20 protein-coding genes are annotated in these 19,750 nt (G+C 70.1%); 8 read left to right on the forward strand and 12 right to left on the reverse strand.

All coding sequences use genetic code 11. The features are described 5' to 3' along the window. Window position 1: 1 nt before the first annotated feature. Window positions 2-394, reverse strand: a complete 393-nt coding sequence (locus tag J2S57_RS28055; RefSeq protein ID WP_307248496.1) for a VOC family protein — start codon at window positions 392-394, stop codon at window positions 2-4. Between the two features lie 79 nt (window positions 395-473). Beyond that, window positions 474-599, reverse strand: a complete 126-nt coding sequence (locus tag J2S57_RS28060; RefSeq protein WP_307248498.1) for a hypothetical protein — start codon at window positions 597-599, stop codon at window positions 474-476. Between the two features lie 37 nt (window positions 600-636). On the opposite strand from J2S57_RS28060, the gene J2S57_RS28065 reads away from it, so the two are divergent. Beyond that, a complete protein-coding gene (locus tag J2S57_RS28065; protein WP_307248499.1) occupies window positions 637-1,584 on the forward strand; it encodes a helix-turn-helix transcriptional regulator in 948 nt (315 codons plus the stop codon). Between the two features lie 12 nt (window positions 1,585-1,596). Here J2S57_RS28065 and J2S57_RS28070 read toward each other — a convergent pair whose 3' ends face one another. Both J2S57_RS28070 and J2S57_RS28075 read right to left on the reverse strand, forming a co-directional pair. Continuing rightward, window positions 1,597-2,283, reverse strand: coding sequence for a DUF6308 family protein (locus J2S57_RS28070; RefSeq protein ID WP_307248501.1), 687 nt, complete (start codon window positions 2,281-2,283; stop codon window positions 1,597-1,599). 105 nt (window positions 2,284-2,388) lie between these two features. Further along, a complete protein-coding gene (locus J2S57_RS28075) occupies window positions 2,389-2,796 on the reverse strand; it encodes a PilZ domain-containing protein (RefSeq protein ID WP_307248504.1) in 408 nt (135 codons plus the stop codon). A 788-nt stretch (window positions 2,797-3,584) separates the two neighbouring features. Between J2S57_RS28075 and J2S57_RS28080 the strand changes: the two genes are divergently transcribed. Then, window positions 3,585-4,013 carry a hypothetical protein gene (locus J2S57_RS28080; RefSeq protein ID WP_307248506.1) on the forward strand — a complete coding sequence of 143 codons (429 nt, stop codon included), beginning with the start codon at window positions 3,585-3,587 and terminating at the stop codon, window positions 4,011-4,013. A 147-nt stretch (window positions 4,014-4,160) separates the two neighbouring features. Here the strand turns inward: J2S57_RS28080 and J2S57_RS28085 are convergent, their stop codons facing one another. Next, entirely contained in the window at window positions 4,161-4,577 is a 417-nt protein-coding gene (locus J2S57_RS28085) for a universal stress protein (protein WP_307248508.1), read from the reverse strand. Between the two features lie 3 nt (window positions 4,578-4,580). After that, on the reverse strand, window positions 4,581-6,089 hold the full coding sequence (locus J2S57_RS28090; RefSeq protein ID WP_307248510.1) for an APC family permease: 1,509 nt from the start codon (window positions 6,087-6,089) through the stop codon (window positions 4,581-4,583). Window positions 6,090-6,189: 100 nt separating this feature from the next. On the opposite strand from J2S57_RS28090, the gene J2S57_RS28095 reads away from it, so the two are divergent. Further along, window positions 6,190-6,678 carry a DUF6578 domain-containing protein gene (locus J2S57_RS28095; protein WP_307248512.1) on the forward strand — a complete coding sequence of 163 codons (489 nt, stop codon included), beginning with the start codon at window positions 6,190-6,192 and terminating at the stop codon, window positions 6,676-6,678. On the opposite strand, the gene J2S57_RS28100 is transcribed toward J2S57_RS28095, so the two are convergent. Further along, entirely contained in the window at window positions 6,675-7,436 is a 762-nt protein-coding gene (locus J2S57_RS28100; RefSeq protein ID WP_307248514.1) for a hypothetical protein, read from the reverse strand. The genes J2S57_RS28095 and J2S57_RS28100 overlap by 4 nt on opposite strands. Window positions 7,437-7,527: 91 nt before the next feature. Here J2S57_RS28100 and J2S57_RS28105 point away from each other — a divergent pair, with 91 nt between their 5' ends. Next, window positions 7,528-9,486 (forward strand): ATP-binding protein, encoded by a 1,959-nt coding sequence (locus J2S57_RS28105; RefSeq protein ID WP_307248517.1) that lies wholly within the window; start codon window positions 7,528-7,530, stop codon window positions 9,484-9,486. 211 nt (window positions 9,487-9,697) lie between these two features. Here J2S57_RS28105 and J2S57_RS28110 read toward each other — a convergent pair whose 3' ends face one another. Further along, entirely contained in the window at window positions 9,698-10,588 is an 891-nt protein-coding gene (locus J2S57_RS28110; RefSeq protein ID WP_307248520.1) for a hypothetical protein, read from the reverse strand. A 683-nt stretch (window positions 10,589-11,271) separates the two neighbouring features. On the opposite strand from J2S57_RS28110, the gene J2S57_RS28115 reads away from it, so the two are divergent. Genes J2S57_RS28115 through J2S57_RS28130 form a run of 4 tightly spaced genes read left to right on the forward strand, consistent with a single transcriptional unit; the run spans window position 11,272 to window position 15,822 of the window. Then, window positions 11,272-11,889: a Pvc16 family protein gene (locus tag J2S57_RS28115; RefSeq protein ID WP_307248522.1), complete on the forward strand. Its 618-nt coding sequence runs from the start codon at window positions 11,272-11,274 to the stop codon at window positions 11,887-11,889. Continuing rightward, the gene (locus tag J2S57_RS28120) at window positions 11,889-13,469 is read left to right on the forward strand and encodes a hypothetical protein (protein ID WP_307248525.1); all 1,581 of its coding nucleotides are present in this window, start codon (window positions 11,889-11,891) and stop codon (window positions 13,467-13,469) included. The genes J2S57_RS28115 and J2S57_RS28120 overlap by 1 nt, the downstream gene beginning before the upstream one ends. Then, window positions 13,466-14,890 carry a carboxypeptidase-like regulatory domain-containing protein gene (locus tag J2S57_RS28125; RefSeq protein WP_307248527.1) on the forward strand — a complete coding sequence of 475 codons (1,425 nt, stop codon included), beginning with the start codon at window positions 13,466-13,468 and terminating at the stop codon, window positions 14,888-14,890. Before J2S57_RS28120 ends, J2S57_RS28125 begins: the two co-directional genes overlap by 4 nt. Next, a complete protein-coding gene (locus J2S57_RS28130) occupies window positions 14,887-15,822 on the forward strand; it encodes a COG1470 family protein (RefSeq protein ID WP_307248529.1) in 936 nt (311 codons plus the stop codon). Before J2S57_RS28125 ends, J2S57_RS28130 begins: the two co-directional genes overlap by 4 nt. Here the strand turns inward: J2S57_RS28130 and J2S57_RS28135 are convergent. Genes J2S57_RS28135 through J2S57_RS28150 form a run of 4 tightly spaced genes read right to left on the reverse strand, consistent with a single transcriptional unit; the run spans window position 15,809 to window position 19,750 of the window. Continuing rightward, entirely contained in the window at window positions 15,809-16,768 is a 960-nt protein-coding gene (locus J2S57_RS28135) for a hypothetical protein (RefSeq protein ID WP_307248530.1), read from the reverse strand. The two genes, J2S57_RS28130 and J2S57_RS28135, sit on opposite strands and share 14 nt — an antisense overlap. Further along, window positions 16,765-18,693 (reverse strand): putative baseplate assembly protein, encoded by a 1,929-nt coding sequence (locus J2S57_RS28140; RefSeq protein ID WP_307248531.1) that lies wholly within the window; start codon window positions 18,691-18,693, stop codon window positions 16,765-16,767. The genes J2S57_RS28135 and J2S57_RS28140 overlap by 4 nt, the downstream gene beginning before the upstream one ends. Beyond that, window positions 18,693-19,199, reverse strand: a complete 507-nt coding sequence (locus tag J2S57_RS28145; protein WP_307248533.1) for a GPW/gp25 family protein — start codon at window positions 19,197-19,199, stop codon at window positions 18,693-18,695. Before J2S57_RS28145 ends, J2S57_RS28140 begins: the two co-directional genes overlap by 1 nt. Continuing rightward, a complete protein-coding gene (locus tag J2S57_RS28150) occupies window positions 19,196-19,750 on the reverse strand; it encodes an eCIS core domain-containing protein (protein WP_307248536.1) in 555 nt (184 codons plus the stop codon). The genes J2S57_RS28145 and J2S57_RS28150 overlap by 4 nt, the downstream gene beginning before the upstream one ends.

Consider the following 19,750-nt stretch of genomic DNA (forward strand, 5'->3'; position numbering starts at 1 on the left):
ATCAGCTGAACCGGGCCACCGCCTCCGGCGTCACCGGCGTGAAGAGGTTCACCAGGTTGCCGTCCGGGTCGCGGAACAGCAGGGAGCGATTGCCCCAGGGCATGGTCCGCGGGGCCTGGACCAGGTCGACATGGTCGGTGATCCGGGCGAATTCGGCGTCCACGTCGTCCACCCGCAACTCGATGATGACCGACCGGTTGGACGCGGGGACCGCCTCGATCCCGAAGGGCGCCAGGGTGGGCGGGCCGGCCAGGGCGATCCGGGCCGCCGGGGTGCGCACCTCGGCGAACAGGTCGGTGGCCCAGTCGGCGCGGGTGTCCGCGACGAGCTCGTAGAACGCGACCAGGCGGGCGACGTCGGCGGTGATGATCCGGAGCGAGGTGAAGGAGTTCATGCGGACGACCGTAGAAGGGATACCGGACAGGACCCGCCCGGATTCGCGATCGATCCCGGACGGGTCCTGCCGGTGCCGGTCACTCCGGCGGGGCCTCGACGCCCGGGCTGAGCGTGCTGTAGGTCAGCATCCGGTAGTGCGAGACGGAATACCCCAGCGTGCGGTGGAAGCAGCCGTCGCTGCCGTTGCCGGTCTTCGTGACCATCGCGAGCCCGCGCCCGGGCCTCGAATATCGTGACCCCGTGACCCGCCCGACGTCCCGCGTGCTCGCGCTGCTCGAGATCCTGCAGTCCGGGGGCACCCGCCGGGTCGCCGAGCTGGCCGTGAAGCTGGGCGTCGACGAGCGCACCGTGCGCCGGTACGCCGAACACCTGGTGGAACTGGGCATTCCGGTGCAGTCCGAGCGGGGGCGCTACGGCGGATACCGCCTCGCGGCGGGCTGGCGCATGCCCCCGCTCATGCTCACCGACGACGAGGCCGTCGCCGTCATGATCGGGCTGGTCGTCGGGCGCCGGGCCGGGCTGGTTCCCGACAGCACCGCTGCCGAGAGCGCACTCGCCAAGCTGCAGCGCGTCCTGCCCGGCGCGGGCCGGGACGGCCTGGAGGCCCTGCTCGCCACGGCCGCCTTCACCGCGTCCGCACCCTCGCCCGGACCGGTGGAAACCGCTGTGCTGCTGGCCCTCGCGAGCGCCGCCCACACCGGCCACCCCGTGAGCCTGGGGTACACGGACCGGGGCGGCCGCGCGTCCTCCCGCACGGTCCGCCCGCTCTCGGTGGTCGGGCACACGGGGCGCTGGTACCTGCTGGCTTCGACGCAGAACGACGAGCAACGGACGTTCCGGCTGGACCGGATCTCGTCGGTCACCCGGGAGCCGGGGTCGCCGGTGGAGCCGTGGATCGCGGACCCGGCCGCCGCCCTGCTGGCCTCACTGGCCGAAACGCCCTGGAAGCATGAGGTTTCGTTCCGGGTGCGGGGTGACGTCGAGCGTCACCTCCCGGTCGGGCTGGCCACGGTCGAGCCGATGGCGGACGCGCCGGGCTGGTTCCGCGTGCACCTGAACGCCGAGCGGCTCGACTGGGTGCCGGCGCTGATCGCGGGGCTCGGCCGGGAGTTCGTCGTGGAGGAACCGGCCGAGCTCCGCGATCTCATGCGGGATTTCGCGCGGCGGCTGCAGGGCTGGGCCGGTTAGCGGCGCTGTGGGTCAGGGGCGGGGGACCGGTACCGAACCGGTCTGGACCGGAACGGTTTCCCCCTGGGCCCCGAGGTTCCAGGCGACGATGTCGAGGGCCCGCAGCGGGGTGATCGCGGGTTCGGTGGCCAGGGCGGCGACGGCGGCCCAGGTCTCGGCGTCGGCGGTGAGGTCCTCTCGCAGGGCGGTGGCGACGGCCACCGCGAAGGCGCCGCTGCCGCGTCCCTGTACCGGGGGCACGGGCGCGCCGGTGCCGTAGTAACAGGCCCGCACCTGCCCGTCCCACAGCGGGATGAAGCCGGGGCGCTTGCGGTGCAGCACCTTCGAGAGCGTCGTCATGCGCACGCCCCAGCGGGTGTTGCCGTCGAGCACGCCGAACAGCGGCTCCAGGAGATCCGGGCTCAGGGACGCGTCGGTGAGACTCGCGTCCTCGGGGATCCTCTCGAGGGCCTGGTTGAGTGCGGGCAGCTGGCTCTGCAGCCAGTAGTAGGCCTCGAGCGTCGGCTTGGCGTTCAGGAGAACCGGTGCCAGCAGGTCGGCGTCCTCGAGCGGTCCCGAGCGGGTGCCGGAGCGGAAGTCCTCATAGGCCGGGTAGGCGTAGCGCGGGCGGCCGGTGTCGGCCGTGTACTGCCGCACCCAGGTCTCGGCCTTGACCACCGAGACGCTGAACCGGCCGATCCTCAGGGCACTGGCCGCCATGTCGTCTCCCCCGAAACGCTCGTCCGAACCGTGGCTGGTGTCGTCGGCAGGAACGGGACAGGCCTTGACGGGGCCCGCGGTGCGGCGTGGCTCCGGTGGGCGGGCTCAGCGCCGGGCGTTCGCGCGCTGGGCGGCGAAGACGAGCTGGCGCAGGGCGTCCTGGTGGGCGTGGTTGCGGTCGAACTGGATGACGACCGGGCGCGAGTGTCCCGGTGCCCGCCGGATCGTGCCGCCCACGGTGATCGGCCCCTGAGTGGGCAGCTGCATCTCGACCCGCACACGCTCGGCCTCGGGCAGCACCTGGTTCACATGGGCGCGGATCCCGCCCTCGCTGACCTCGATGGTGGCGCCGGTGGCCAGGCGCACACCGTTCACGTCGAGCACCACGATGGGGACGCGCACCATCTCGCGCACGAACCGGCGCCGCTGGCGCTGGGTGCCCGCGTCGTCACCGGGCTGCTGCCGTCCCGCGGTCTTCTTCTCGTTCTTACGGGGCCACGGAACGAATTTCAAGGCTGCTCGGTCCCTTCTGTGCCGGCCGGGGGTTGTCTTCCGCCGCGCATGCCGACGGGAGGCAAACTGCACGCCCGGAACCAGGAGGACCTGACGACGACGGAATGCCCGACGCGGAGAAGCTAACACCGGAAAGTGGCGACCGAGGCACATTCGGTAGCCGGAAGTCTGTCGTGTCGGACACGCGGCGGTCCGCCCCGGGGCCGGGCCGGGGCCGGGCCGGGGCCGGGCCGGGGCCGGGGGACGTTCGTGCGGTCGGGGCGCACGAACGTCACCCGGTCCCGAAGGTCGCGCCCTGCGTGCTTGCCGCGGCTCGCGCGGTCGGCGGCTCCGGGGGCTGCCCGGCCCGCCGTCCACGGTCCCGGTCGATCCTGCGTCCCTCGTTCGTCCCGTGCCCTCCGGGAGCGTGGCGGGCCTGCGGATCGTGACCCTCGCGTCGCTCGCGGTTCTCCTCGACGCCGCGCTCGCGTTGACCCGAGGCGGCGCACTAGCTGAAAACCCCTATAGTTGGGGTGCGCTCGCGATGCTGGCCGATGTAGCGCTGTGCCGATCCTTGATCAGCTCTGCGTGCTCTCGCCGAGGCGTCCAAATCATCAATGCCTACACGGCTTTTCACGCTGTGTCACAACTTTGCCCCGAGTGGGGTACGGAGTTGACCGAGCTGGGGCCAGGTGTGCCAATCTTCGCGATCAAGGCCGGTAAAACTCTCGGAACGGCTGGCCATTCGAGGCTCGGGGAGGGCCGTCCAAGTGCGCGCGCGGGTTGGAAAGACGCTGGCTGTGTTGGGGATGGTGCTCGTGGCTCTGGCCGGCTGCGGGCATCTGCGGGAGAACGAGGCCCAGGTGAAGGTGGAAGACGCCTATGCGGAGGCGTCCGGTGTGAAACTGCCGCTGCCCACCACGATGCCGGCCACCTACACGCTCGACCGGTTCTGGTCGGTCGCGAACGTCTACGACGAAGAGGGCAACGCCCAGTCCATCGCCCGGAGCGCGGAGTTCAGCGGCCCGGCCGGGAAGGTGCGCGTCTGCACCGAGGTCATCGAGATCCCGGGCGACCTGTGCCCGAAGTCGAACGTCGGCATCACCCGCGACGACGAGGAGAAGGGGTTGCGGCAGACCGTCTACATCGACTCGCCCACCCCCGACACCGACGTCGAGGCGGTCTGGGGCGACGTGAAGTACTCGGCCTCACCCACCGACTGGAGCTGGCTCGCCTGAGTTCCCGGCGGCACCCGGTCAGGAAGCGGCCGGACCCCTCGCCGTGATCATGCGGATCCTCACGGACGAGAATCCGCATGATCACGGTCAATAAATGCCCTTCTGCCCGGATACCGGCGGACGCCGTGATCGCTTCGGTGCTCCGGCCTACTCGGGCGCGGGCACGCACAGCACCGGCCAGCGGCTGCTGTGCAGGAGCTTGTGCGGCACCGCCCCCACCACGGCCGCCCGCAGCGCACTCTCGCCGTTGTTGCCGATGACGATCATCGTGGCGAAGTGCATCTCGGCCGCCTGCAGCAGGGCGTCGGCCGGACGCGCGTCGATGAGTTCCGTCGTGGTACCGACGCCGGCCTCCTGGGCGCGGGCCACGGCCTTGTCCAGCGCGGAACGCCCGATCTCGGTGAGCGCCGCCCGCTGCGAGCGCATCTCCTCACTCGCCTGCCCCGGAACGCCCGCGCCGTAGACCAGCACGAGGCGCTCGCCCAGGCTGCCGGCGAGGGAGATCGCCGTCTCGAGGGCTGCGTGCGCGGCGGGGCTCTCGTCGTAACCCAGCACGATGCTCATTGCTTAGCCCACCAGTCCGTCGGGGTCGGAGATCGCTGCTTTCAGGCCGTGCACCACGTCGGGGTCGGGCAGGGAGGGCCGTTCGTCCCAGTAGCGGCTGTCGCGCAAGCGCCACGCGAGCATGAGCACCGCGCCCACCACGAAGATGCCCACCCCGATGACGAGGGGAGGACCGACGCCCAGCCACGCGTCCCCACTGTAGGAGTTCTCGGGATCGGACATGTCGCGGGCGCTGAGCACCATGAGCCAGATCAGGAGCAGTGCCCCGGTGACCGGCGCGACGCCGATCAGCACCAGGTTCCTCACCGACTCGGTGAGGTGCTTGCGGTGGTACACGGCGCAGGCGATGCCGGACAGCGCGTAGTAGAAGGCGACGAGCAGCGACAGGGCGGTGGCCGAGTCGAAGAGCGCGTTCTCGCTGAGGGAGTAGATGCCGAGGTACCAGACGATGGCGATGCCGGCGACCCACCAGGTGCTGACGTCGGGGGTGCGATGACGCGGGTGGATCCGGCCGAACGTGGCGGGCAGCGCGTGGCGGCGGGCCATCGACAGGCCGGTGCGCGAGGCCGGGATGATCGTGGTCTGCGTGGACGAGATCGCGGCGGTCGCCACGGACAGCAGCAGCACCCAGTCCCAGCCGCCGAGCACGGTGCCGGCCAGGGACGCGAACACGGCCTCCTCCTGGCCGGCGTTCTCGGTGAGCCAGGTCGTCCCGGCGAAGGAGACCACGGCGGTGGTCACACCGAGGTACGTGATCAGGAGCAGGACGGTGGCGAGCAGGGACGCGCGCCCGGCCACCGAGGGCCCGCCGCGGGTCTCCTCGTTGAGGTTGACGGACGCCTCCCAGCCCCAGTAGGCGAAGACGCCCAGGAGCAGGGCGGTGGTGAGGGACGCGCCACCGGCGCCGAAGGGGTTGAACCACTCCCAGGACGGCGTGATCGGGTCGAGGGGGCTGAAGCCCCAGTTCGCCCGGTAGAGCGCGACGGCCGCGAAGACCAGCAGCGAGGCCACCTGGATGATGATCATGATGTTCTGCAGGCGGGCGGAGATGTCCGTCCCGAGCACGCACATCCAGGTCAGCACCAGGATGAGCGCCACGGTCAGGGGCATGCGGATCCAGTTGTTCTCCGCCCACCCCTCCTGACCGGCCGCCCTCAACGCGAAACTGACCCCCACGTCCGCCTGTGAGCCGATGATCAGGACACCCGTCATCGTGATGGCCCACCCACCCAGCCACCCGAACCAGGGGCCCATGGCCCGCGTGACCCAGCTGAACGTCGTCCCACAGTCCTGATCGACGCGGTTCAGGTAGAGGAACGCGGTGGCGATGAGGGCCATCGGCACGAACGACGCGATGAGGGCGCCCGGTGCGAAGACCCCGACCGCGGCGGCGATGGCGCCGACGATCGCGGCCAGCGAGTAGGCGGGGCTGGTGGCGGCCAGGCCGATGACGACGGCATCGGTGAAGCCGATGGCGCCGTGGTTGAGCTCGGGGGGTTTCTCGTCGGTCAAGAGGTGGGGCCGTTCGTGCGGGGGCAATCAGGGGACAGAGAACGGTACACGCCGGACGGGCCTGGCCCGAAGTGACGCATCGCCGGGAGAGGATGGGCGGATGCGGACATATGTGTGGATGAGCGGATGGCAGCTCGAATGCTGCGGCTCATCTTTCGGTGTGGGGGAGTCGGTGCAGTGGCCGGTCGGGCTGGAGGAGCCTTCCGGTACCGAGGAACTGCTGGAGGTGCTCGACGGCGACTGGGCGCGGCGGGTGCAGTACCGGGAGGACCATCACCAGGTGTGGGCGTCGGGGGTGCTGACCGGAACGGTGGCCAGTATCGACGGGGTGACGTGCTCGACGAAGCTGGTCGAGGAGATCGCCAAGGTCCGGGTGCCGGGCAGCGGACGGGTGCTGGGCGTGCCCGATCTGGAGGCGGCCTATCCGGTGGCTTCCGATCAGCGGACGCTGGTGGGCTGGGTCATCGGGGTGGAGGGGGCTTCGTACGAGGCCTTTCCCCCGCCTGCGCTGGAGCCCGCTCCTCGGCCGGGTTCCTTGATGAGGACGCTGGCGCTGGCCTCGCGCAAGGTGCTGGGCCGATCCGGTTAGGCCCGTTCGATGCCGATCCCCAGCTTGGCCAGCATCACCGCGCAGTCGGGGCAGGCGTCCTTGTGCATCCCACCGGGGCCACGGGTGGTGATCTTCCACCCCCTGAACGCGTCCGGCGGAAAGTCCTTGAGCTTCTTCGCCGCGATGGCGTTCGCCACGGCGTAGACCTCGGCGCACCCGAAGGCCCGCTGGTGGGCGGCAGGGTCGAAACCGAAACGTTCTCCGAGGCTCCTGAGGGTTCCCAGGTCGACGATCTGCCCCTGCTCGTTGCCGACGGTCCGGTTCTTGCCGGTGCCGATCGGCGCGCCGTTCAGGGTGACCACGCTCGTCGTGATCCCGTGCGCCTGCGCCCCGCCCTCCTCGAGCGCATGGGTCCGCTCGGTCTGCAGATGCTGGATCCGGCCCGGTGCGTCCTCGAAGCGGACGTTGCTCGAGAGCTTCTGGGCGACCTCGATCGTGCGCTGCTTCTGGTCGGCGCGGGTGGTCTCCCTGAGCTCCCAGCCGCGTCCCCTCGGCGTGGGTGCTGCCTGCCGGGGCGCCTGCTCCTGCTGAATCTGGGCCAGGCTGGTCGTTCCGGGCGAAGCGGTGACACCCCAGGGATTGCGGGTGTAGGTGCTGTCGCCGGGTCTCTCCACGAGGGACGTGGTGACCGGGGTGCTCTGCCGGGCGTCGGCCGCGCTGGTGGTCGGGGTGAACGGCGCCGGCTGGGCCTTCTTCCGGCGGTTCCTCCGCGCATGATGATGAGTTTCCTCAGCCATGGGGGCAAGGTCGTCCGTTCGGCCGGGGAAGTAAGACAGGCGGGAGCGGTGTACCCGGGAAGCGGATGCCCAAGCCCTAGCATCTGCGCGCATGGGGGACTCATTGGCGCCGCGCTGGCAGCGGTTTCTGGACGGCCTGGACGACGCGGTGGAACGGCGTTCGGCGCTCGCGGAACCCGATGTCCCGTCGGTTCTCGAATCCAGCCGGCGGGCGGTGCGGGAGGCGTGGGCGAGCGCGCCGGACCTGTTCGAGCGCCTGGACGAGGCACTGGAAACGGTGGCCGGTGGGGCCGGGCTCAGTGAGTTCGAGTCCGACCTGATCGCGGTGGTTCTCGCCGCCGACATCGATCCCTCGTTCGCCGTCGCCCTGGACCAGCTGAGGCACTACGGCGGTCAGGCCGAAAGACCCACGGTGGGGCCGGTGCTCGAGATCCTGGGAATCGCGAACGTCGTTCCCGCGGTACGTTCCGCGCTGCGGCCCGGGTCCGCCCTGGACCGCACGGGTCTGGTGCGCACGAGCGGCTCGGGCCCCTTCCTCACCCGGCCGCTGGTGCTGCCGGACCGGGTGGGCGCCCATCTGCTGGGGGACACCGAGCCGCACGCCGCCCTGGCGCCGTGTCTGGTGCATCCGGTGCCGCTCGAGCTCGACGGTGGTCTGGAACTGGCCGCGCACTGGCAGCGCGGAGCCGCGCTGGTCTGGGTGCACGGCCCGCAGGGGAATGCCGGCCTGGCCCTGGTCGCGGGGGCGGCGGGGCGATTCGGCTTACCGGTGGTGGCGGTGGATCTGTCGAGAGTGCCTGCCGAGGAACAGATGCCGCGACTGGACGCCGCGATTCTGGAGGGCGTCCTCACCTGCGGCGTGCTGATCGTGACCGGCCTGCCCACCGATCAGCCCGCCGCCCTGATCCAGCGCCTGACCGGTTCCCGCCTGCCCACCGCGGTCGTGGCCGACTCCGGCTGGGACCCGGCCTGGGCGTCCTTCCTGCCGCCGGTGGTCGCGGCACCGCGACTGGCGGTGGATGAGAGGCGTGAGCTGTGGTCGAGCCTGGCCGATTCCCCGCCCGACGAAAGTGACCACTGGCGTGACCTTCTGGCTCTGCGCGTGACGCCGGAGGAGATTCAGGCGGTGGGTGAACTGGTCCGGCCGTCGGGAGCCGGTAGCGCCGAGGTGTTGCTGGCGGCGACACGCCGGCTCGGCGACACGACCGGAACCCTCCGGCGCACCGAGGTGACCCTCGACGACGTCGTGCTCCCCGCGTCCACCCGCCAGGGGCTGGAAGAGATGATCAGCTGGGGTCGCCGTCGCGACGCGGTGCTGGCTCAGGGGCCGTTGATGGGGAAGGGCCGCGGGCGGGGGCTCGCCGCGCTGTTCGCCGGATCGTCAGGCACGGGAAAGACTCTCGCGGCGCAGGCGGTGGCCGGGAGTCTCGGGCTGGACCTGTACCAGGTGGATCTGGCTTCGGTGGTGGACAAGTACGTGGGGGAGGCGGAGAAACGGCTGGCACGGATCTTCGAGACGGCCGAGCGGCTGAACTGTGTGCTCTTCTTCGACGAGGCCGACTCGCTCTTCGGGAGCCGGACGGCGGTGCAGGACGCGCACGACCGGTATGCCAACCTCGAAGTGTCCTATCTGCTGCAGCGTTTGGAGCAGTTCGACGGGCTGGTGGTGCTGGCGACCAACCTGCGGGGGAATCTGGACGTGGCCTTCACCCGGCGGCTGCATTTCATCCTGACCTTCCCGGAGCCTGATCCGGCTGGGCGAGCTGCTCTCTGGCAGACGCATCTGCGGCACGTGGCGGCGTTCGACCTCGACGACCCGGTGGACCTGGCCGCGCTGGCGTCGGTGGAGCTGACCGGAGGAATCATCCGGAATGCGGTGCTTTCGGCAGCTTTCGCCGCGTACGACGACGGTGCCGGTCTGGTGGGGCAGCGGCATCTGACGGCGGCGGTGCAACGGGAGCTGCGCAAGATGGGGCGGCGAGGGGCGGGGCGGATGCCGTCGCCGCGTCGGCCGGTCGAGGAGGACGTGAGCGCGGTGTACCTCGGCTGACCCCGGTGCGGTGTCGCACAGTCCCGTGCGAGAGTTCGGGTCAACGGCAATGTCGGCGTGGTGGGCCGTCTTCCATGACTTCCTGAGCGTCCCGTTCCCCGGTCCCGAGAGGAGCTCCCGGGTTGGCGATGCAGTGGTCAACCGGCCTCAGCGGCTCACGGAACTCTGGAGCCCCCGGCAACATCGTGGCAGTCGCCGACCGTGTCACGCCTCAACGATAAGGGTTTACCTTGACATCGGCCCACGCAATATCCCTGAAGTCACTCTCGCCGGGCTTTCGGCAACTCTTGATCTTCTCCATTTCGAGTTCGAAAAGAAGTGTGACCTCTGTATCCTTCTTGCCCTTGTGTACTGTACTTCCCTTTTTGGTGTCGAGAGCAAGTCTGCTGGCCTGACGTAGATCTGCATGGTCGGCAAGAATAGTAGCGCCATCAGGCGGACCAAACTCGTACCAGGTTCCTTCCAGGTCGATTTTGTAGATGTATCGATCGTTGCTCGCAAAACCTCCGCACTCTTCAGTGCTTGCAAAAGAAACGAGATCGCTTCGATTGCTTCTGATTTGATCCTGGATGAAGGTTGCGAGGCCCATGGAGAACAGTGATGCGCGCAAGACCTCGGCAGGTGTGACACTTTTCATGGTGAAGCCATGCTTGTGCTTCAGTTCTTCTGGTGGACGCGTGTCGGCCCGAAAGAGGGAGAGTTGCCCGATCGCCCTTGAGTTGTCGGCATAAACGGCCTCCTTGGCTCTGTTGAAGGGATCTTCGACTCCGTCGTGCTTGCGGACATGGTCTTCGATCTGTTGAAGGCTCGTGAATTTTGTGAGCTTATCGTTGAGGATAAAATCTTTGCTCGGATGATTGGCGAGAAGATTCCGGACCCGCAAATTGGCCTCTCCGTTCTGTAGTTTGCCGGAAAGAACGCGCCGGATCGAGACGTCAGGATAGGGTGGTCTGCTGAGAGAGAGCCTGGTCGGTACGGGACAATGTGAGGTCCGTGGGTGAAAGACTGTCACTCCCGCAATCGCGGGAATGTTCTGTGGGTCCGGGGCGTGACGGGACTGAACCTTCGTCCGGTGTGTCGACATTGAGTATTCGTTGACCAATGAGTACCCTCCTTGAAAAGGATTCCCGAACGAACTCTTCTCTCAAGCATCTTCGGAATCAACATTGCGATCATCGGTCATGTGCCGGTGGATGTGACCGGTCGAGTCTGCGCGACGCCCAGTCCTGTGAATCGGCTTCGCTCTCACTGCAGTCTTGTCGGGCGGTGGGTTCCCCGACTTGACCTCGGGATATCGCCGACGCTGCGAGAACGTTCGCAAAAGGTGAAGCGCCCGTCGAGTAATGCGTTCCCTGATCCGGTCGAGAGATCAGTACTGCAGGGACACTTCGCTGCAGAAGATCCAGAATGGCGTTCGCGGCGTTGTGGCCGCTGTGAGCTCGGCCTGATGGCCGCGGCGCCCGCCTGATCAGCGGGGAGCGTGATGGACGGGGTGCACGAGGCGGGTCGCTGAGCTCAGGAAACGGCAGACCTCGTCTCGATGCAACGGCATCAAGAGATGGGGAGTTCTGGGCAGGGTCGGTGCCGGGCCCGGGGTGCAGTCGTCAGGGGAAAGTGGCTCAGCCGGGCGGCATACGGGCGCTGCTCGGGCGAATGGCCCATGCCGGTTCCTGGAACCCGGGATTCAAGTCGGTTAGATTCCCGAAGCGCTCACGTTCTGAGGCCGGGGGATGATCCGCGAGGCGGCGGGTTCTTGCGGGCGTGAGTTCTCGTGGAGGGGGATCCGTGCCATTACCTGTGCTGGAGAGTGCACTCAAGACCTGGCTCCGGGACCAGCTCCCGCTGCCGGACGACAGCGGCGACGTCTCCTTCGACGCTCCGGAAGGCACGTGGGGCACGTCGGTCACCCGCCCGACCGTGAACCTGTTCCTCTTCGACATCGCCCGCGCCGCAACCCAGCCCGTGGCCGTCGGCCCCTATCGCGACGCCGCCGGCGTCATCGTGCGGGAGAAGCCGGCGCAGCCCCTGGCGTTCTCCTACCTGCTCAGCACCTGGGGCGGTGGAACCCGGGAGGAGCACCAGCTGCTGGGCGACGCGGTCAAGGCTGTGCTCAGGACACCCACGCTCCAGGCCGGCCTGGACGGCGAGATCGTCGGCCCCGTCCACATCAGTCTCGCCGAACCGGAAAAGGTTCGAAGCCGGGACCTCTGGGCTGGTCTGGGGGGCAGACTGCGGCCCTCGCTCGTTCTGGTCGTCACCACCGCTGTCACCCTCGACCGCCCGGAACGCGTCGCGCCCCCGGTTCAGCGGGTCGGCGTCAGTGTCGCACCGGAAACCGCGGAGCCGACGCGAAGATTCGTCTGGTTCGGCGGCAATCGCCAGCGTGTCCGGAGCGGCGACTGATGGAGGTCTCGCTCATCACCCAGGACGTCGTCCTGGAGCCCGGTGTCCCCGGCGACGTCCTCGTCGACATCGTCAACACCGCCGACGTCATCGACGCCGTCCATGTCGAACTCGACGGCGTCCCGGGCACGACCGTCAGTGTGGAGGGCACACCGACCCTGTTCCCCGGCGAGCGCCGTCGCGTCACGCTGCGGGTGCAGCTGCCCACCCACACGCCGGCCGGCCGCCACCTCACAATCGTCCGGGTCAACGCCGACGCCACCGAGGAACTGGCCGAAAGCCCTCTCACCATTGATGTCCGGCCCAGGCCGGTCCTCACGGTCGGTGCCAAGGTCAAGGTGCAGCGCGGTGTCCGGCACGGCGACTTTCCCCTCACCGTCGCCAACCGGGGCAACACGCCGATCACCGTCAGGGTGAGGGAGACCGACGCGCCGGACGGGGTCAGCGTCGTCTTCCGGCCCGAGACCGCCATCGTCGAGCCGTGGCACGTCCACACCTGCCGGGTGCGGGTCACCGGCCCTCGGCACCTCGTCGGTGGCGTCCGCGAGCACTCCGTCGATCTGCGCGTCGACGCCGAGGCTTTCACGCCGAGCCTGCCCCTCCTGCGCGAGGAGCTGACGGGGGACGCGCGGGTCACCTTTCGCCAGCGCCCGGTGATCAGTACGGGGCTTCTTCTCGCGCTGGGCCTGGTCGTCGTGCTCACGGCCTGGGGGCTGGTCGGGCGGATCGGGGTGAAGCGGTTCGCGCCGGCCGAGGCGGCGCCCCTGGCCGCGCCGGTCGGGTTCGCCCGCAACGTGCTTCCGGCCCGGTCGGACGTGGGGGTCACCCTGTCGGGGAAGGTGCGGTCGGGGGCGGACGAGTCGGCGGTGGCCGGCGTGCGGTTGCTGCTGTGCAGTCTGGAGACCGATGACCAGGCCCGCACGTGCACGGCGAGGCGAGCCGCCTATCGGGGCGTCAGCGATGCCGACGGTGACTTCTCGCTGGCCGAAACCGTTCCCGGCACGTACTCGGTCGCGTTCGAGTCCGAAGGACGCGGCCTCCTCCAGCAGGGGAGGTTCGCCCTCGACGACTCCTGCTCGCTGCAGCCAGAGGTACCGCCCGCACCGGGAGCACTGCGGCTGAGGGTGATCCAGGAGGGATCGCCGGCGGCGGTGGCGGTGAGTGCCCAGATCGCCGTCCGTCCGGTCGAGACCCCGGAGCCCTCGGCCGAGAGCACCGGGGCCACCGAGCCGGCCCCGGCGTGTCAGCGGGTCGGCTCACCACCGCCGCCGTACGAGCCGCATCCGGGTCTGACGGCGCCACCACGATCCACCACGTCCGGCTATCCGGCGGGAATGCCCGAGGACGAGGCGAACCGGAACCAGTACACGGCGGCCACCAGCTCCACCGGAACGCAGGTCACGGCGGTGATCGAGAACCTGCCCGCACCGGGACGCTACGACGTGACCGTGGACGCCGGCGGCCGGTCGGTCGTCCTGCATTCGGTGCCGGTCGAACCGGGGACGAAGGATCCGGGGGCCCTGACCGTACGTGTCCCCGCGGCGGACGAACCCGCAGCGGCAGAACCTCCGGTCCCGTGATCGCCGACGTCACCCCGACCTCCCTCGTGCACCAGCGGGGCATACCGGGCGAGCTGACCGTTCGCGTCGAGAACGTCCGCGACACCATCATCGGTGTCTCCGTGCGTGTCCTCGGCGCCGATCCGGACTGGGCGCCGGTCTCCGAACCCGGGTTCTCCCTGTTCCCCGGTGAGGCCCGCAGCATCGGCCTGCGGGTGCTGCTGCCGGACGCCTTCCCGGCGGGGTCCCACATCGTCACCGTCCAGGTCCAGGAGCACGGGGGCAGCGAGGAGAGCGTCCTGCTGCCGGTGCGGGTGCAGGTCAACGCCCAGGAACTGCTCCTGCTCACGGTCAGGCCCCCGATGGTGCCGGGCGGGGGACACGCCGACTTCTGGGTCCGGGCCGAGAACACCGGCAACACGGCCGTTTCCCATCCGCTGGTGGGGCAGGACGAGGAGGACTCGCTCGACTTCGAGTTCAGCCCGCGCCGGCTGGACCTCGCGCCCGGCCAGCGCACGCGCGTCGCCCTGACCGTGAGCCGCCGCCGCCCGCTCACCGGGATGCCGGCGCCGAGGATGTTCACGGTCCACGCCGACTCCCGCACCCACCTGGAGACCTCGGCGGGCGTGCCCCTGGACGGTGCCGCGGCTCAGGGCGTGTTCCTGCAGAAACCCCGCATCCACCGGGTCGTGCTGTCGCTGGCGGGCACGGTGCTCACGGTCCTGGTGGTCGTCTGCATCGCCGTCTTCACGATGGGCGTGGTGCTGGAGAAGAACGATCTCGACAAGAACAACGTCGAGCAGCGGGTCAGGGCGGTGGGAGATCCCGCGGCCAGGGCCGCCCTGGCCGCGGAAGAGGCCTGTCCCTGCCAGTTCTACGGCCGGATCCTGGCCCCGAACGGCACGATCGGGAACGGGACGATGGTCGAGGTCTACACGGCGGACAACGCCGAGAGCCCCCTCCTGGATGTTCATGTCGGCGTCCGGGGCGTGTGGACGACGTCCGTCACCGAGAGGGGCGAGTACCGGTTCCGGCTCGTCGGGCCCGGTCTCGTGCCCATCTGGTTCTCCCAGGCGAAGGACGCGGACCGGGCGACGCCGGTGGCTGCGGTACCCGGACCTGGAGTACGGCTCGCCTCGTTCGTGCCCGAGCTCACCCTGGGCTCGATGAGAGTCATGGTGGACGGGGACGATCCCTCGGGCGCGAGGGTGGAGGTCCGTCTCTCGGACGGGACCGCCGCACCCGGTGCGCTCGTCGCGACGGGCGTGCCGCAGGAGGAGGAAGGCGTCTACCTCCTGGCCGACCTGCCCAGCCCGGCCAGCTACACCGTCTCCGTCGCGAAGGCCGGGTACGTCTCCACCCCGGTCCCGGTACGCCTGGCCGGGGGAGAGGACCGCGACCTGGAGGTCGTGAAACTGACGCTGGAGCAGGCGCCCTCGTGACCGGCGACGCACCCGAGGACGACGCCCCGACGCTTCTCCCGGTCCACGCACCGGAACGGGCCGACGGGGTCATCGACCTGACCCACCCGGTCACCCTGGTGACCCGCACACCCGTCCCGACCGGCGCGTCCGCCGTTCTCGACCTCGATGTCGACGACCGGGCGGTGGACGCGGGGCAGACCGTGGTCGTGCCCGCGCGGGTCCGGAACCTGACGGCGCAACCGGTGCGGGTCGTGCTGCTGGCCCAGGGACTGCCGGCGGCCTGGTGCCCACCGGCCCAGGTGCTGAACCTGACCGGGCACAACACGGCCGAGATCTTCCTCTATCTGAGCCCGGCGATCGGGACTCCGCCGGGCCGCTACGCCTGGGCCCTCACGGCACAGACGGCGCATCGCCCCATGCAGGCAGCCGTGGGGGAACTCGAGGTGCGGCGCGCCGAGCCCGAACCCCTGCCGCGAAGGCCGAAGCAGAAACAGCCCTGGTGGCCGGTTCTCGTCGGCGCCGTCGCGATCATGCTGATCATGACCTCCATCGCGTTCGCGGTGGCCCTGCACACCGAGAAGCCGACTCAGCTGCCCCAGAGCACCTCCCGGCGCACGCAGAGGCCCGAGGCGGAGTCGACGAGGGACGACGGGTACGTGCGCGTCGTCGGCACCATCCTCGTCGACGGCACGGCCGACACCACCGGCGTGAAGGGCACGGCGCGGCAACTCGGGCCCGACGGTCTGAAGGACCTGGGCCGGCAGGAGCGGCCGGAGCCCAGCCCGATGGAACCCAGGGTCAGGGGCAAGAGGTGGGAGGTGAAACTGGACGGCGGGATCTATGCCCTGACCTTCTCCAAGCCCGGCTACGCGCCGGAGACCGTCGTCGTCACGGCCGCGATCAGCCCCGGGCCGCAGCAGATCCCGATCGTGCGACTCACCCGAGAATGAACGCGGCCGCCATCAGCAGCGTGACCAGGAGCGGCACGAGGATCGCGGCGACGACCGGCCAGATCACCCGGTCGTCACCGCCGTGGCCGTCGTCGCCCCACAACGGCTCGATCACGGGCTCCGGCTCGATCGCGACCGGCTCGGGCGCCACGGCCCGAAGCGGCGACCCGCAGCGCAGGCAGGTCAGTACCCCGTCGTCGTTGTGCTCGAAACAGGTCGCGCAGATCCGCCCGGGCCGTACCGCCCGCCCGGCCGTCCCCGGCAGACGCCGTACCGAGCCGGGAAGAGGCTCGGGCGCGGCCGGCTCAGGCCGTCGCGGCGCGACCTCGAGCAGCGCCGGGTGAACGTCCTCCCGGCCACCGTCCCAGTAGTACGGCCCACCCGGAACCGGCTCCCAGATCTCGGCGACCACGTCGTCCTCGATCCCGACGTCCGCGACCACCTCGTTGAGCTCGATCTTCACCCCGAGCGGAACCTCGGCCCGGATCAGGCTGACGACCTGCCGCTTCTCGACGCCGTCGGGCAGGGGCATGGTCACCCGCACCCAGCGCGTGTCGCCGTCAGGGCATTCGCCGTCGCCGTAGACACCGCCGCCGTCCTCGATGAGAACCGGGGCGCCCCCGGCGATCACGCTCAGCCACTGCTGCAGGCCCGACGACGTGCCGCGTGCCGTCAGGGCCTGCGACTGGGCCTGCAGCCAGTCCCGCGCCCGGTACTCGTGCAGCCCCTCGACCGGATCGGCCGGGCTCGCGATCCAGCTCCCCAGCCACGGCACGAAAGCGTCCGGCGTGACGCCGACATCGGCTGCCGACCCGATCGTGTCGACCGAGTGCACCAGCGTGTCCGAGACCTCCTCGAAGATCGCCAGGAAGCGCACCATGAAGTCGTCCTGCTGCATGACGACCGGCATCTGCCGGGCCAGCCAGCCTGACGCCTGGGCGCTCATCGCGTCGTCACGATCAGCTCGCCGGGCAGGAACAGGCTGTCCTCACCGGGATGCACCACGTCCCGGACCGTCCCGACCCGCACGCCGCGGCGCAGGTCGTACTCGTACAGATGGACCTCCTCGATCCGGTCCACCCCGTCGACCGCCTCGAGCCGGTGCCGCACAGCCGCACTCGTCAGGTCACGGTCGAAGGCCCAGCCGGCACCACCGTCGCCGCCGGTCAGCGGATCCAGCCAGGTGCGCAGCAGCGCCTCGACCTCGTGCCGCACCGTCGCCGCGTGCTTGCCGGCGGCCACCCGGATGACGGTCCCGACGGAGAGGCCCACGTAATAGGGCGTGGTGAGCTCGATCCGGGTCCCGACCAGCCTCCGGGGTTCCAGCGCAGCCGTCACCTGGGAGATCAGGGGCTCCTCCAGCGCCAGGTCGTCGATCTCCCGCAAACCGCTCTCAGCAGGAAGGCGGGGAACGATCAGCAACCGCACCGGGCCGCCGTCGTCCCTCGGCGCGACGCACCGCACCCGGGCGATCCGCGGGCTGCTCTCCATCGTCAGCTGCTCGAAGTCGGCGGCCGTCACCGCCCGGCGCCCGGTGCGCAGGCTCAGCGGCCCCCGGACCTTGAGCTCCTCCACGGTCTCCGGATCCGAACCCCCGGTGGCCGGCTGGAGATTGGCCACGGTCGTCACGTAGGGCAGGGGAGTGCGGGGCACGATCAGCGTCCGCGCACCCACGTTCCCGGCCGCCCCACCACTGACGCGGTACCCCGTGACGGACACCAGCGAACCCTCGAGAGGCACCGCCCCGTACCGGCGGACCTGACCGTCGGGCTGCCGGACCGCCGGACCGAAGGTGATCACCCCGTCCGAGGAGTCCCAGGTGTAGTGCCGGTCGAAAGGCCCACTGCGGGTGAAGTTCGTGACCTCCGTCCACACGTCGGTGCCCTCCGCGCCGGTCACCGTCACCCGCTCACCGGCCCGGCGCGGCGCGACCGGCCACCGCCGCGTCCGGAACGTCTGCCCCGGCCTCCCGTCGCTGCGGCCGATCACCTCCGTGTCCATGTGCTCGGCATGTTCGGCGGCGACCGAACCACCGACGACGGACGCGTCGACCCGGCTCAGACGCGGGGCTCGCGTGTACGTGGGCTCACCGGGATCCGGCTCCCGCAGCACGGCGCGGATCCAGTACGCCGTGCGCCCGGCCACCGCGCGCGCCCCGTGGGACGACGGCATGAGCAGCACGATCTCCCCGGCCCGGTTGAGACCACCGGTCGTGTCGCGGTGAACCGTGACCGTCGTCCACCGCTCACCGGTCCAGGCCTGCCACAGCAGCGGGGGCCGGTCCGGGTGGATCCCCCGCCCCTCGGCATCGGCGACGACGAGCAGACGCAGGGCGGAGCCGGCCAGCGAATCACCGAAACCCAGGTTGACGGCATCCCCCTCCACCGCCTCGGCGAAGCAGTCCACCGCGACCCCTGACCGCAGAAGCGGCAGCAGGTCCCGCGGCGTCTCCCGGCCGGTCCCCATCACCTGGGTCAGGCGCGGCGGGCTCATCACGAGATCGTCGACCGTGCTGAACACGACCGTCTCACCGGATCCGGAACCGGTCGCCACCTGACTCCCGGCCGGCACGTGCACGGCGTGGTCGAGCACGTCGGACAGCCAGAACGTCAGCTCGGCCGAAGCCACCCCGGGCGCGAACGGCTTGATCCCCAGCAGCTCCAGGAACTGCAGGTACAACCGGTCCGGCACCTGATTCAGCCGGTACACCACCTGCTCGCTCATCCACGCGAAGAGCTCGATCAGGGCCACCCCGGGATCGTTCAGGTTGTGGTTGGTCCACTCCGGGCAGTGCCGCGGGATGGCGCGCTTGGCCTCGTCGACGAAGTCCTGGAAATGGCGGTTGTCGAGACTGGGCACGGGAAGTGACATCAGACGTCTTCCTGCGGGATGAGGTAGAACGGGTGGACGAGGTTGCGCCGGTCGTTCGTCGAGCGGATCCGGTAGGCGACGTGAATGTGCACGAGCCCGGCCGCGTCGGCGTCGGCCAGCACCTCCACCGCCTCGACGGTGATACGCGGCTCCCACTTCGCCAGCGCCTCGATCACGGCGTGCCGCATCAGGCCCAGCGTGTTCGGCGTGACCGGCTCGAACACCAGCTCATGGATGCGACACCCGAACTCGGGCCGCATCAGGCGCTCGCCGGGTGCGGTCAGCAGGACCAGGCGCACCGACGAGTCCAGGTCGGCGGCTCCCTGGCTCAGCGCGATGACGCCGGTGTGGTCCACCCGCAGGGGCCAGGCCAGACCGCGCCCGATGAAGTCGGTGATCTCGCGCGGCACCGCGACGTACGCCGCCGGCTCGATCGTGGGCGGGCGCGAGATCTGCTCGACGAAACCCGCCGGACCCCGCTGGGCCGGACCCGGGCGCGTGCTCACGAGGTTCCCCGCAGCGCCGCGGCCGCCATCTGATCGGCCTGGCGCTCGGCCGGATCCGCCGCCCGCCCGATCGTCACCCCGGACGAGGCGGACGAGGACGGAACGCTGCTCTGCACCACGTGCGCCAGCTCATGGGCCAGCAACCGACGCCCGGCCGAGACGTGCGGACGGTACTGGCCACTGGCGAAGTACAGGTCCGAGCCGTAGCTGAACGCCGACGCCTGCAGGCTCCGCGAGATCGTCGCGGCCTCCGGATCCGTGTGCACCCGAACATGACGGAAGTCCACGCCGAACCCGTTCTGCAGGTCCCGCGCCACGGCGTCATCCAGTGGACGCCCCGAGCCCTGACGCCTGCGCAGCGCCGACTCGATCGGCGCCGGTGCGGCACGGCCCCCGAGCGGGTCCTCGACGTGCTGGTGCTGACGGCGTAAGGAGCAGGCGAGCAGCGTGGGCAGGGGACGTGCCACGAAGGCGTCGCCCGCCGGCCGGGCGGCCGGTTCCGTACGTCGCGCCGCCGGTTCGGGCGCCGGCATCATGGTGGTCACGAACAT

This window comes from Kineosporia succinea, assembly GCF_030811555.1.
Classification (GTDB): Bacteria; Actinomycetota; Actinomycetes; order Actinomycetales; family Kineosporiaceae; genus Kineosporia; species Kineosporia succinea.